Genomic DNA, 12251 nt, shown 5'->3' on the forward strand with positions numbered 1-12251 from the left:
CGGAGCCGGTCCCGAGGCCGGTACCGGAGCCGGTCCCGAGGCCGGTACCGGAGCCGGTCCCGAGGCCGGTACCGGAGCCGGTCCCGAGGCCGGTACCGACGACGGACCTGACCCCGGCAAGGGGCCCGACGGCGAATCCGACCCCGGCAGCCGCGCCTGATCCGGGCATCTGACCTGGTCATACCTCTCAAGATGCTCAAATCCACCCAGTGCGGCTACGCTTTATGCGGTGGCTTGACCGAACGACAGGCCGGACCGGTGACAACGCCCCGTCCGGCATCCCGCGCCACCGGCAGGATCGGCCGCCCCGGCCGCCATCGACGCCTCCCGGGCCCGAGCCGGGGCCCTCCTCCCACAGGAAGAGGAATCGAAACATGAAGTCCTCCCGCATCCGTCGTACCGTCGTGTCCGCAGCCGCCGTGGTGGCCCTCCCGGTCTCCCTGGGTGTCATGGCACCCCAGGCCTTCGCGGACCCCGCCGCGCCCGGCACCCCCACACCGCCGAGCGCGCCCGTGACACCCAGCACACCCACATCGCCCGGCGAGTCCACCTCGCCCGGCGGATCCACGTCGCCCAGCGCCTCCGCGTCGCCGAGCGAGTCGACGTCTCCGAGCACGTCCACCTCGCCCGGCCCCTCGACCTCGCCGAGCAGGACCGCGGTGCCCAACCCGGCCGTCCCGTTCGGCCCCGGCTGCTCGTCGATCCCGAAGACCGGCACCGGCAGCCTCGCCCAGATGGCCACGGAGAAGGTGGCGACGGCCATTTCGCACAACCCGGACTTCACCACGTTCCTCTCCCTGGTGAAGAAGGCCGGGCTGACGGACAGGCTGAACACCGCGAAGGACATCACGCTCTTCGTGCCGACCAACGAGGCGTTCAAGAAGCTCTCGACGGCACAACTCGACCAGATCAAGAACAACGAGGCGCAGCTCAGGAAGGTCGTGAAGTACCACGTGGCGGAGAAGAAGGTCACTCCTGACCTGCTCCCCAACGGCGTCTTCTCGACCTGGGAGGGTACGACCCTCTCCACCTCGGGGTCCGACCGTACGTTCAAGGTGAACGACACGGCGAAGATCCTGTGCGGCAACATCAAGACGGAGAACGCCACGGTGTACACCATCGACACCGTGCTCACGCCGAAGTAGGGCCCCGCCTGGCCTTACACACGCCTCCGACCTTCACTTCCCGCCGCCCCCTTTCCACACCGGAGAGGGGGCGGCGCGAAGAACCGATCCCCTTTTCACGCATGGGCGGAATTACTGGGGGAAGACGGCTGCTTGGAGGTTGATAGATATGGTTCCCCTGATACTCGTTCTTCTGCTCGCTCTGATCCTTTTCGGTGCGGGTTTCGCACTCAAGGCACTGTGGTGGATCGCCGTCATCGTGCTGGTCGTCTGGCTGCTGGGATTCCTGGTGCGCCCGACGGCGACAGGAGGAAAGCGCGGCCGCTGGTACCGGTGGTAGACAGACGGCGACGCCGCTCGACCCGGCATGGAATAACGTGACGGAATCGCGCGACGGAGTCGTGTAACGGAAATGGGCGGGCCCGCCGAACGGGCCCGCCCATCCATTGTTTTGAAGGTGCGTCAGATTCCGGCCGAGGCCATTTCGATCGCGGAGCGGTAATTCAGCGCGGTCGCCTTCACACAGACGCCGTACGTCCGGTCCTTGGTGACCACGAGGAAGTAGTCGCGCAGGTTCTTCCAGTAGCTGACGAGATAGCCCAGCCCGGGAATGAACCCCGCGGGCCGGGGAACGAGAGCGAAGGCCTCGGAGCACTTCAGGATCTCGCCGGTGGCCGTCGAGAGGACCGCCGCCACATCGCTGTTCATGTTCCAGCCGGCCGCCAGCGAGTCATTCCAGATGGCACCCGCGATCTGCCGGAGCCGCTCCTGCTCCTCCGGCGTGGGATCGCTGCTGAACGTGACGCCCCCCGACGTCACGATGCGCGCGGCCGGTGCCTCGGTCGTCCCCGCCGCCGCGTGGGCCGCTCCCGCCGTGCCGACGGCCAGGACCGCCCCGGCGGCGATCAGCGCCACCGCCGACGTCCATCGGGATAATCTCCGCTCAATCATCTTCTCTGCCTCTCCCCTACAGCCGACCCGAGGTCCGCATTGGCCCTCGCCGGACGCTGTCGCGCCGAGCCTCCCGTTTCGCCCCCGGGCCGTCAACGGCGCAGATCAAGCCGCGTGGCGGTCCACGAAAGCTCGAACGTCTGTTCTATGATTCCCCCGGTGCACCCCGTTACACGCCCTTGATCAGGGCCGTTGTCCGGGCGCCCATCCCAACGCCCTGCGCTCCGGAGGAATCATGCGACCTGTTCCCGCCCCCGCCCGTCTCGCTCCCGTCCCTCTTCCCGCGCATCCCGTGCGTCCCGCCCTCCCCACGCTTCCCGTCCTCCCCTTTGCGGCCCCCGCGGATCTGTCATCACGACCGTCACCGAGGTGGGGCGCATGAGTCACGGTCACGCCAAGCCTCTGCCGCCGTCGCTGCGGGAATGGGCGGAACGCGTCGTCGGCCCACTCTCCGCCGTACAGGACGCGTCACACCCGCGCGAGTCGTCACGAGTGTGGGATGTCACCGACAGTCGCGGCCGGCGCTTCTTCATCAAGCAGTCGGCGAGCGCCTCGTTCTACGAACGGGAGACCTTCGGGTACCAGTCCGCGGTACCCGCCCTCGGATTCGGCCGCGCCCCGAGGCTCGTGGAGACCGACGCCCGGCAGCTCGCCCTGCTGCTGACCGCCGTACCGGGAACTCCCGTCTCGCGGCTCGCCCTCCCCGCCCCGGAACACCGCTCCGCGCACCGGCAGTTCGGGGCCCTGCTGCGCCGTCTGCACGGCACGGACAAGATGCCGGGCGCCGGACGGCGGGAGGCCAGGACCGCGCTGGAGCGGCTGGCCGACGACGCCGAGACCCACCTCGCGCGCGCCACCGGCCTGATGTCCGAGAGCCGGCGCGCGCTCGTACGCCGCTCGGCCGACCACGTACGGAAACTGACCGATCTGCTCGCCCCCGCCCATATCCACGGCGACGCCCAGGAGCGCAACGCGCTATGGACCGGTCCGGCGCTACCGGAACAGCGGACACCGGGACAGCGGACACCGGGACGACAAGCGCCCGGACAACGGACACCGGGGCAACCGGCGCCGGGACGGCAGGCGCCGCGGCCGGCGTCGGGACAGCTGGCGGTCATCGACTTCGAGCGGTCCCGTTACGCCCCCGCCGTACAGGACTTCGTCCGGCTGGCCTGCGGCCCCTGGCAGGGCCGCGGCGATCTGCGCGCCGCGTTCTTCCACGGGTACGGCCGCCCGCTGACCGACGCGGAGCGCCAGGCGCTGCCGTGTCTGGCGGCGCTCGACGCCGCGAGCTGTCTCGCGTACGGCCCGGACCATGGCGAGCACGACGTCACGGCCCGGGGGCTCCGTACGCTGGCCCGCCTGGAGAACGGCCCCTGGGAGACGTTCGTATGACCGGACGGCGCGCACGTACGTCCGGACCGCGCGCACGCGGCGCGCGCCACCGCTACGGCTTGCGCGCCACGCCCGCGTAGATCGAGACCGCCGCGTCGGTGACGCCCTCCTCCGGTTCGCCCTCCGGGCGCCAGTGGTGCGGCACCGCGAGGCCCGGCTCGACGAACTCCAGCCCCTCAAAGAAACGGAGGACTTCACTCCGGGAGCGCACCTGAGCGGGGATACCGCCGCGGTGGTAGACACCGATCACCCGCTCCCACATCTCCGGGGCGAAGTCCGGAGTGCAGTGGGAGAGGACCAGGTAGCTCCCGGAGGGCAGCGCGTCGAGCAGACACCCGACGGTCTCGTACGGACGGAACTCGTCCGGCACGAAGTGCAGCAGCGCGTTGAGGGACAGCGCGACCGGGCGCGTCAGATCGATCGTCCGCCGCAGCCGCTCCGACTCGATGATGGTCTTCGGGTCCCGGACATCGGCGTGGATGTACGCGGTACGGCCCTCGGGTGTACTGCGCATCAGGGCCTCTGCGTGCCGGAGGACGATCGGGTCGTTGTCGACATAGACGACTCGGGAGTCCGGGGCGGCCTCCTGGGCTATCTGGTGGAGATTGGGCCGGGTCGGGATACCCGTACCGATGTCCAGGAACTGCCGGATGCCGGTCTCGGACGCGAGCCAGCGGGTCGCCCGGTGCATGAAGTGACGATTTGTCCGCGCGCAGATCTTGACGGTGGGGAAGACCGACTCGACGGAGGCCGCGGCCACTTGGTCGGACTCGTAGTAGTCCTTGCCACTGAGATAGAAGTCGTACATCCGGGCGGGGTGCGGCTTGCTGGTGTCGATCTCGTCTACCGACGGGTGGTCGAGGTCCGTCATGCGGGGCCGTCCAATTCTTGCTCGTGGGGGGTTGTCGGGGGGGGCTGGGGTGTCCGAAGGGGGCTGGGGGGCGTCCGGAGGAGGGGTGACTGCGAAGAGGGTGACTGCGGAGAGGGTGGCCACGGGGAGCGGTGACTACAGGAGGCGGTGACCAGCAGGGGCGATGGCTACAGGAGGCGGTGGCTACAGGAGGAAGTCGGCGAGACCGTTCTTGGCGCCGGCGACGAAGTCGGCCATGGCGGCCGCGGTGCAGATCAGGGTCGGCCCCGACGGGTCCGCGGACTGGCGGATCGCGACATGCTCGCCGCCCACCTTCTTCGTCTCGACGCAGCTGCCGCCGTTGGGACCGCTCCATGGCTTCTCCCAGCCATCGCTCCCCAGTTCGTCGGCCGGCATACCGTTGAAAATCTCCCGCATTAGAGCTCCTTGCGTATCCCTAGGAGAAAAGCTCTGGTTTCGTCAACGGGTGCCGCCCGGGCGGACATGTTGTCCAGGACTTCCAGATAGGCGGCGATATCGGGGCGCTGATCCATATAGACGGCGCCGGTGAGATTCTCGGTATAGACGACATCGGGCAGTTCGGGCATGTCGAACCGGAAGAGATGGAACGGTCCGAATGCTCCGAGATGCGGCCCGATCGCGAACGGCATGATCTGTAGCGTGAGGTTGGGGAACGCGGTGGCTTCCAGCAGTCGGTCGACCTGCGCCCGCATCACCTCCGGATCGCCGACGGGTCTGCGCAGGACCGCTTCTTCCATCAGGATCCACAGGAAGGGCGCGTCCGCTTTGGTGAGCAGCTGCTGACGCTTGATGCGCAGCGCGACGCGCCGCTCCAGCTCCTCGGCGTTACGGTGCGCGCCCACCCGCAGCACGCCCCGTGCGTACTCCTCGGTCTGCAACAGGCCCGGCACGTAGTGGGGTTCGTACGTCCTGATCAGGCTGGCCTGGTCCTCCAGGCTGATGTACGCGCTGAACCAGCCGGGCAGCGCGTCGCGATAGCGATGCCACCAGCCGGGCTTGTTGGCGACCTTGACCAGCTCGGTGAACTCCTCGGCCTCGCTCTCCGTGACTCCGTACGCCTGCAACAGCAGCAGGACGTAGGGGAGTTTGAGGCTGACCTCGGAATTCTCCATACGCCGAATGGTCAGCGGAGCGACGTCCAGGACTTTCGCCGCCGCCTCGCGGGACACCCCCGCCTTCTCACGAAGCGCCCCGAGCCGCTTGCCCAGAACGATACGCAGGACGGTGGGCGCGGTACCCGGACGAGCCTCACTCATGCGGGGTCTCCTGACGTCGACTCATCTCACAAAGTCTGACAGGTGACCGGCGCTCTATCCAGAGAGATGTGGAGCATTGTGAAATTATCAGAACGATCAGTTGCGGCCTGTGAGCGTCAGCGCTCATAGTGAACGCGTGGCTCACATCACGGATCACCGTGCACACAAGCAACCCCAGCCCCCCGCCGGGGAGTTACAGGCGCGTGCTCGGCACCCCTGGGGTGCCTGGTGTGCCTCGGTCGGCCGACAGGACGAAGCAACCGAATCCGGCCTCCGCGCACGTACGCACTGTCACGACGTCTACGGTCATGACACGTACCGGCACGAGGCGCACGGACACGACGTGCGCGATCACGGCCGGCACCTCGCGCACAGAAGCGCTTTCACGCTTCCCAGCAGACGGGACTCCGTCGCCAGAGCGCGGCACTGGCTCCGTGATGAGCTTCAGCGGTGGAGACTGCACACGGACCTGTGCGACGTCGCGGTCCTCGTCCTCTCCGAGCTGTTCACCAATGCCGTGCTCCACACGGCCAGCGCGCTGGTCAGCTGTGAGGTGCGGCTCCTGACCGAGCACGTACGGCTCGACGTCCACGACCAGGGCGCACGGGACGGGGCGCCCAGCCCCCGCAACCCCGACTACCGCGCGGAGAACGGGCGCGGGCTGCTGCTGGTCGAGAGTCTGGCCGAGGCGTGGGGCGTCGGTTCCCGCGACGGCGGGGTGGGGCGCACGGTATGGGCGACGCTCCCGCTCAGTCACGGGTCCGGCCTCTGAACGGCCGGCCGGGCCGAAGGGCTGTCGCCGGCCCGACCGGCAGTACAGGGGTCTGCCGGTCGGGCCGGCTCAGCCGTCACCAGTGAGCTGCGCCGACCCGTTACGAGAGAGCGGCGCCCACCACCAGCGCGAAGGCGGCGACGGAGAAGAGCGTGCGGATGAGGTGGAGCGTGTTCCACCGGGACTCGAAGGCGGCGCGCGCCACGCTGTCGGGTGAAGAAGTCGCCGATGCCAGCGCGTTGTTGAGCGGGACGTTGCCGCCGATGGTGACCAGATGATTGAGGACGGCGCAGACCAGTCCGGCCACCAGGAGCCAGCGCTGGGTGTCCGAGCGCCCGTCGACGGGTATGGCGAGCGCCGCGACCGGGAACGCCACCACGGCCAGGAAGGTCAGCAGGAAGACCGGGCGGGGCACGTACTCGTTCACCCGGCGCATGGCTGCGACGAACTGCTCGTCGCTCAGCCGGCCCAGGGCGGGCATGATGCCGGTCTGGAAGATCAGGAAGTACCCCGCGAACAGACCCGTGGAGATCACGGCGAGGGCGAGCAGCAGAGTGGCCATGCGCACATCATGGCGCACGGAAAGGCCGACAGGGCAGGGTTCTTGAACGGTTCTCGATCACACCGATCGATCGCCGCCGATCACCCAGACTGCGCGAATATGGGCCGGTTGTGGAGGCTCTGGCATGGAGTCGCCACTCTCCGTACTGACACTTGTCACGGTGAGCAATGATGTGCGTACATGGAGTGGCGTACGGCTCCGAGGGGATGGCGGGGGTGGTCAGCCGTGGCAGATGTTTCGGGTTCTGTGCTCAACAGGTCGACATTGCCGGTGGGCGGAGCGCGGGAGGACGTGGTGGACACGCCCCATCCGCCCGGCCGGCCGATCCAGGGTGTGCGGGAGGTGACGGCGACGCTGACCGCCCTGGTCCGTTCCGCCCGCCGGGAGCTGTTGATCTTCGATGATCCGGGCAGCTGTCTGGGGCAGTGCATCCCGGAGCAGTTCCTTGAGTTCGCCGGCGCCTGTGTGCGAGCGGCGGGTGAGCAGAGCTGGCACGACAGCGGCCCGGGAGGCAGAGCGCGGGGGCGGTCGAGTGCGGTCGGCGTCCGCAGGATCGTGCCGCGCCACGGGCTCGCCGGGCTCTCGTACCCACTCCCCCGCGATCTGCCCGGCCGGGCCAGGCAGACGGACTCCATCCCGTTCAAGATGATCCTGGTGGACCGCTCGGTCGCCGCGGTCCCGCTCGATCTCCAACTCCACTACCACGGGCTGCTGTTGATCCGCGATCCGGTGGTCGTCCAGGCCCTGGTCCGTACGCACCAGACGTGGTGGGACACGGGCGAGGAGCTGCCGACGGCCGCGGTCCCCTCACCCGGGGGCCTGCCGGGACATCTGCGGCCTGTTCTGGAGGCCCTGCTCGCCGGGCTGACCGACGAGACGGCGGCGACGCGGCTGGGCATGTCGAGCCGTACGTACAGCCGCCGGGTGGGCGATCTGCTCACCGCCCTCGGCACGACGAGCCGCTTCCGGGCGGGTGCGGAAGCGGCTCGACGAGGGTGGATCTAGAGACGGGGGGTGGATCTGGAAGGGATTGGATCCGGACCTAGGAAACGACGTCCTTACGCGAGAAGCCCCGGAAAGCCAGCGCGAACAGCACCACGGCATAGGTCACCGAAATCGCCGCGCCCTTCACCATGCCGCTCCACTCCAGCTGTGGCTGGAGCGCGTCCGCCCAGGCGAACTGCCAGTGCGCCGGCAGGAAGTCCCGCCAGGAACCGAGCGCAGTCACGGCGTCCAGCACGTTACCGATGATCGTCAGCCCGACCGCCCCGCCGACCGCGCCCAGTGGTGCGTCGGTCTTGGTGGACAGCCAGAAGGCGAGGCCGGCGGTCACCAGTTGGGAGACGAAGATGAACGCGACGACGAGCGCCAGCCGGGGCAGCGCGTCGGCGGTGGCCAGGGAGCCGCCCGTCGGCAGTTGGAGCGGCTTCCAGCCGTAAGCCGCGGTGCCCGCCGCCAGGGCGACCAGCGGGAGCAGCAGCATCGCCGCCGCGCTCATGCCGAGCGCCACCGCCAGTTTGCTCCAGAGCAGCCGGGCCCGAGGCACGGGTGCGGCGAGGAGATACCGCAGCGAGGACCAGCTCGCCTCGGACGCGACCGTGTCGCCGTGGAACAGCGCGACGGGCACCACCAGCAGAAAGCCCGCGGAGACGAAGAGGCAGGTGGCCGCGAAGTTGGCGCCGGAGGCCGTCGCGGTGTCCATCAGGTTCACCCGGTCGTTGTCACCATCGCCGCCCGGGGTGCCGCCGATCGCGAAGGCCACGATGAGGACGAAGGGCAGGACGCCGAGCACGACGCCCATCGCCAGCGTCCGCCTGCGCTTCAGCTGCCGCAGCGCCTCGACCCGCAGCGGCAGGGTGCGCCCGGCCCGGTAGCCGGGGGCCGATTCCATCAGCGCGCTCATGCGGAGCCTCCTGAGATCAGGGTGAGGAACGCGTCCTCCAGGCGGTGGTGCGGTCCGACGCCCGTCAGCGGGACATCCAGCCGGATCAACTCGGTGACCAGGGCGTTGGTGCTCGCCCCGTCGAGCCGTACGAGCAGACCGAGTCCGTCGTCCGTGCGGACCGCCGAGCCGATGCCCGCCAGCGCGGCGATCTTCTCGACGACCGGCTCCGGCATCTCCTCGGCGGTGGTGACGAGCAGGGTGTCGCCCGCGCCGGTGATCTCCGCGACCGGGCCGGCCTGGACGAGCTGCCCACGGTGCATGACGACCAGATGCGTGCAGGACTGCTCGACCTCGGAGAGGAGGTGGCTGGAGACGATCACGGTCCTGCCCCCGGCCGCGTACTTGATCATCACGTCCCGCATCTCGCGGATCTGGGGCGGGTCGAGGCCATTGGTCGGTTCGTCGAGGATCAGCAGATCCGGCATGCCGAGCATGGCCTGGGCGATCGCGAGCCGCTGTCGCATGCCCTGCGAGTACGTACGTACGGCCCGCGCCAGCGCGTCGCCGAGCCCGGCGATCTCCAGGGCCTCCTCGATATGGGAGTCCTCGGCGGGCCGGCCGGTCGCCTGCCAGTACAGCTCCAGGTTGGCCCGGCCCGACAGATGCGGCAGGAAGCCCGCGCCCTCGACGAACGAGCCGACCCGGGAGAGCACCGGAGCACCCGGCCTGATGGCGTGCCCGAAGACCCGGATCTCGCCCGCGTCGGGGCTGATCAGCCCCATCAGCATGCGCAGGGTGGTGGTCTTGCCCGCGCCGTTCGGACCGAGGAGACCGAGGACCTGGCCCTTTTCGACCTGGAAGGAGAGATCACGGACCGCATAGCGGTCGGCGGCCCCGGCGTACCGCTTCGTCAGGCCGGTGATCCGCAGCGGCACCTCGGCGAGCGCGGGATCGGGCGCGGGCGCGTTGGTGCGGCGCCGGGCGGTGAGCAGCAGCGCGGACGCGATCAGTACACCGGCGGCCGGCAGCCCCCAGGTCCACCAGGGCAGTGCGGTGGATCCTGCGGTGAGCGCGGACACGGTCGGTACGGTCAGCGGGCCGTCGACGGAGACCCGGTAGGTGGCGGGGGCGGCCGGTGAGGCGTAGCCCAGGTCGGTGGCGGAGAGGACGACCCGGAGCCGGTGTCCCGGCACGACCTGGTGATCCACGGCGGGCAGGGTGAGTTCCACCGTCTTGCCCTGGCCCGCGTCCTCGACCCGTACGGGCGAGACGAGCTGCGAGGGCAGCACCTGCTGGCGGCCGTCGGGCCCGACGTCGTAGACCTTGGCGAAGAGCACCGCGTCCCCGCTGTCGGAGCTGACGGTGGCCCGGATGGTCGGCGAGCCGGTGATCCGCAGCGACCGGTCGAGGGGTGCGGAGTCGAAACGCGCGTGCTGTCCGGGGAAGTCGAGGGAGAGTCCGACGCCGAGGGAGGAGAGCTGGGAGAGTCCGCCGCCGACGCCCGGTACGGCGGAGATGGCCGGCGGGCTGCCGCCCGCCGGGTTGGCGAAGGTCTGTGTGCCGCCGCTGAGCGGGACGCTGGTGGTACCGCTCTCCAGGCCGGGGTAGCGGTCGCTGCTCGCACCCCGCAACAGGGCCCGGCCGTTGGTGGAGTCGACGCCTCCGGTCCGGCTGACGCGGAACGCCGGCCCGGTGTCCGCGCTCTTGTCGTCCTTGAGGTAACGGTCGAACCAGGAGGTGATCCGTCCTTGGAGACGGCTGCTCTCCGGGTCACCGCCGTCGTGTCCGCCCGCCATCCAGTCGACGTCGACGGGTGCGCCGTTGGCGCTGATCGCCTTCGCCATCGCGTCGGCCTGGCCGAGCGGGAAGAGGGAGTCGGTCTGGCCCTGGACGATCAGCGCGGGCACGTCGATACGGTCGCCGACGGCGGACGGGCTGCGCTCTTCCAGGAGCTTGCGGGCGGCATCGTCCGGCGTGCCGGAGACGGCGACCCGCTGGTACATGTCGCAGAGTTCCTTCTGGAACGTCTCGCAGCCGCCACCGGTGGAGAAGAAGATCCCGGCCCAGAGCTTCTTGAAGACGCCGTCGGGGAAGAGCGCGTCGGCGAGGTTCCAGTACGTGATCAGGGGGGCGATCGCGTCGACCCGCTTGTCGTATCCGGCGGCGAGGAGCGAGATGCCGCCACCGTACGAGGCGCCGGTCACCCCCACGCGGGGATCGCCCTTCGCGTCGAGCCGCACCTCGGGCCTGGCGGCGAGCCAGTCGATCATCCGCGAGACGTCCTTGACCTCGTGGTCGGGGTCGTTGAGCCCGATCTCGCCGGTGGACTTCCCGAAACCGCGCGCCGACCAGGTCAGCACCGCGTACCCGTCCCGGGCGAGTTTCTCCGCCTGGGCGCGTACGTCGTCCTTGCTGCCGCCGAAGCCGTGCCCGACCAGCACGGCCGGCCGGCGCCCGCTGCCCGCGGTGAAGTAGGAGGTGTCGATCCGGGCGCCGTCCATCGACAGCACCTGGTCCGTGCGGTGCACGGCGGGCGCACCGTCCGAGGCGACGGCGGTCCAGGTCCCGGCTCCGACGAGCACAGCGGCTGCGCCGAGGCCCGCGAGCCATCGCGCGCGCAGCCGAAACCGGCGGGGGGTTCGTAGCTCCATGCTTGAACCCTAAACGGGCCCCGGCCCCGGCCGTACGGACACCGGTCGGAACTCGAAGGCATCCCGGGGGAGTACGGATGGCCCCGCCGTACACCAGACGCGGTATGCGAGGCCCCGGCCCGCCACGGCCCCAGGCCCCGGCCTCAGGCCCGGAGCCGTCCGAGGAGTCCGTCGCCCGCCGGGTAGCCGGTCTCCTCGGGCAACAGCCCCGCCGCGGCCGTCAGCTCCCCCTCGCGCACCAGCGCGTGGATCCGGTGCGCGAGCGGCGTCACGTCCCGTATGGACGCGGTCCACTCGTCCGCGTACCGCCGCGCCGCCTCACCCGACAGTCCGAGCTGAAGCGAACGATGCGGCAGGGCCCTCAGGTGCAGGTCCCGCTCCGGATCCCACTGCACGCGGGCGGGAGAGCGCTTCAATTCGCGTTTCCAGTGCGCCGGATCGGGGTGCACGGCGCGGTCGTAGTGCGACAGACAGGCATGAGCCAGCGCCCACTCGAACCCGTCCCGGGCGATCTCCACGGCCAGTACGGTCGTCTGATCCTCTTTGGTGCCCCAGCCGCAGCGGTACATCATCCACAGGAAAGACGGCTTGATCCAGGTCATCCGGTCGCGCTTCCAGGCCGCCGGGAACCGGCCGTCACGGGCGGCGGGGAGGCCGAGGGCGGCCGGATAGGCCTGGTAGACGGTGAGCGTGGACGCCGTGTGCAGCGCGCGTATCCGGTACGTCGGTTCTGGCATGGGACCAGCGTGGTGCCGGGCGACCG

General features: G+C 69.8%; 13 protein-coding genes. 5 read left to right on the plus strand and 8 right to left on the minus strand.

Annotated elements, in window-relative coordinates; translation table 11 throughout:
- Nucleotides 1-374 precede the first annotated feature (374 nt).
- Complete coding sequence (locus CU044_RS39100) at nt 375-1145, plus strand: fasciclin domain-containing protein (RefSeq protein WP_193564089.1); 771 nt, start codon at nt 375-377, stop codon at nt 1143-1145.
- A 148-nt stretch (nt 1146-1293) separates the two neighbouring features.
- On the plus strand, nt 1294-1464 hold the full coding sequence (locus tag CU044_RS27580; protein WP_129771477.1) for a hydrophobic protein: 171 nt from the start codon (nt 1294-1296) through the stop codon (nt 1462-1464).
- A gap of 122 nt (nt 1465-1586) precedes the next feature.
- On the opposite strand, the gene CU044_RS27585 is transcribed toward CU044_RS27580, so the two are convergent.
- The gene (locus CU044_RS27585; protein ID WP_345790158.1) at nt 1587-2039 is read right to left on the minus strand and encodes a hypothetical protein; all 453 of its coding nucleotides are present in this window, start codon (nt 2037-2039) and stop codon (nt 1587-1589) included.
- 414 nt (nt 2040-2453) lie between these two features.
- Between CU044_RS27585 and CU044_RS39780 the strand changes: the two genes are divergently transcribed.
- Nucleotides 2454-3470, plus strand: a complete 1017-nt coding sequence (locus CU044_RS39780; RefSeq protein ID WP_240045879.1) for an aminoglycoside phosphotransferase family protein — start codon at nt 2454-2456, stop codon at nt 3468-3470.
- Nucleotides 3471-3522: 52 nt separating this feature from the next.
- Here CU044_RS39780 and CU044_RS27595 read toward each other — a convergent pair whose 3' ends face one another.
- From CU044_RS27595 to CU044_RS27605, 3 genes are all read right to left on the minus strand, one after another.
- Nucleotides 3523-4341 carry an SAM-dependent methyltransferase gene (locus CU044_RS27595; protein ID WP_129771479.1) on the minus strand — a complete coding sequence of 273 codons (819 nt, stop codon included), beginning with the start codon at nt 4339-4341 and terminating at the stop codon, nt 3523-3525.
- Nucleotides 4342-4524: 183 nt separating this feature from the next.
- Nucleotides 4525-4758, minus strand: coding sequence for a DUF397 domain-containing protein (locus CU044_RS27600; protein WP_129771480.1), 234 nt, complete (start codon nt 4756-4758; stop codon nt 4525-4527).
- Nucleotides 4758-5618 carry a helix-turn-helix transcriptional regulator gene (locus CU044_RS27605; RefSeq protein WP_129771481.1) on the minus strand — a complete coding sequence of 287 codons (861 nt, stop codon included), beginning with the start codon at nt 5616-5618 and terminating at the stop codon, nt 4758-4760. The genes CU044_RS27600 and CU044_RS27605 overlap by 1 nt, the downstream gene beginning before the upstream one ends.
- Nucleotides 5619-5961: 343 nt before the next feature.
- Between CU044_RS27605 and CU044_RS38780 the strand changes: the two genes are divergently transcribed.
- Nucleotides 5962-6390 carry an ATP-binding protein gene (locus CU044_RS38780; RefSeq protein ID WP_165371985.1) on the plus strand — a complete coding sequence of 143 codons (429 nt, stop codon included), beginning with the start codon at nt 5962-5964 and terminating at the stop codon, nt 6388-6390.
- 100 nt (nt 6391-6490) lie between these two features.
- On the opposite strand, the gene CU044_RS27615 is transcribed toward CU044_RS38780, so the two are convergent.
- Nucleotides 6491-6952, minus strand: a complete 462-nt coding sequence (locus tag CU044_RS27615; RefSeq protein ID WP_129771483.1) for an anthrone oxygenase family protein — start codon at nt 6950-6952, stop codon at nt 6491-6493.
- Nucleotides 6953-7246: 294 nt separating this feature from the next.
- Between CU044_RS27615 and CU044_RS27620 the strand changes: the two genes are divergently transcribed.
- The gene (locus tag CU044_RS27620) at nt 7247-7957 is read left to right on the plus strand and encodes a DNA-binding response regulator (RefSeq protein ID WP_240045880.1); all 711 of its coding nucleotides are present in this window, start codon (nt 7247-7249) and stop codon (nt 7955-7957) included.
- Between the two features lie 37 nt (nt 7958-7994).
- Here CU044_RS27620 and CU044_RS27625 read toward each other — a convergent pair whose 3' ends face one another.
- From CU044_RS27625 to CU044_RS27635, 3 genes are all read right to left on the minus strand, one after another.
- Nucleotides 7995-8855 carry an ABC transporter permease gene (locus CU044_RS27625; RefSeq protein WP_129771484.1) on the minus strand — a complete coding sequence of 287 codons (861 nt, stop codon included), beginning with the start codon at nt 8853-8855 and terminating at the stop codon, nt 7995-7997.
- Complete coding sequence (locus CU044_RS27630; protein ID WP_129771485.1) at nt 8852-11488, minus strand: alpha/beta fold hydrolase; 2637 nt, start codon at nt 11486-11488, stop codon at nt 8852-8854. Before CU044_RS27630 ends, CU044_RS27625 begins: the two co-directional genes overlap by 4 nt.
- Before the next feature lie 143 nt (nt 11489-11631).
- Nucleotides 11632-12225, minus strand: coding sequence for a DUF4291 domain-containing protein (locus tag CU044_RS27635; RefSeq protein ID WP_129771486.1), 594 nt, complete (start codon nt 12223-12225; stop codon nt 11632-11634).
- Between the last annotated feature and the right edge of the window lie 26 nt (nt 12226-12251).

This window comes from Streptomyces sp. L-9-10 (assembly GCF_004151105.1).
Lineage (GTDB): Bacteria > Actinomycetota > Actinomycetes > Streptomycetales > Streptomycetaceae > Streptomyces.

Coding starts and splice junctions, on each gene's coding strand:
- CU044_RS27615 (WP_129771483.1), bottom strand. CDS start 6,952: ATGGCCACTCTGCTGCTCGCCCTCGCCGTGATCTCCACGGGTCTGTTC.
- CU044_RS27635 (WP_129771486.1), bottom strand. CDS start 12,225: ATGCCAGAACCGACGTACCGGATACGCGCGCTGCACACGGCGTCCACG.
- CU044_RS27630 (WP_129771485.1), bottom strand. CDS start 11,488: ATGGAGCTACGAACCCCCCGCCGGTTTCGGCTGCGCGCGCGATGGCTC.
- CU044_RS27600 (WP_129771480.1), bottom strand. CDS start 4,758: ATGCGGGAGATTTTCAACGGTATGCCGGCCGACGAACTGGGGAGCGAT.
- CU044_RS27595 (WP_129771479.1), bottom strand. CDS start 4,341: ATGACGGACCTCGACCACCCGTCGGTAGACGAGATCGACACCAGCAAG.
- CU044_RS39100 (WP_193564089.1), top strand. CDS start 375: ATGAAGTCCTCCCGCATCCGTCGTACCGTCGTGTCCGCAGCCGCCGTG.
- CU044_RS27625 (WP_129771484.1), bottom strand. CDS start 8,855: ATGAGCGCGCTGATGGAATCGGCCCCCGGCTACCGGGCCGGGCGCACC.
- CU044_RS27605 (WP_129771481.1), bottom strand. CDS start 5,618: ATGAGTGAGGCTCGTCCGGGTACCGCGCCCACCGTCCTGCGTATCGTT.
- CU044_RS39780 (WP_240045879.1), top strand. CDS start 2,454: ATGAGTCACGGTCACGCCAAGCCTCTGCCGCCGTCGCTGCGGGAATGG.
- CU044_RS27580 (WP_129771477.1), top strand. CDS start 1,294: ATGGTTCCCCTGATACTCGTTCTTCTGCTCGCTCTGATCCTTTTCGGT.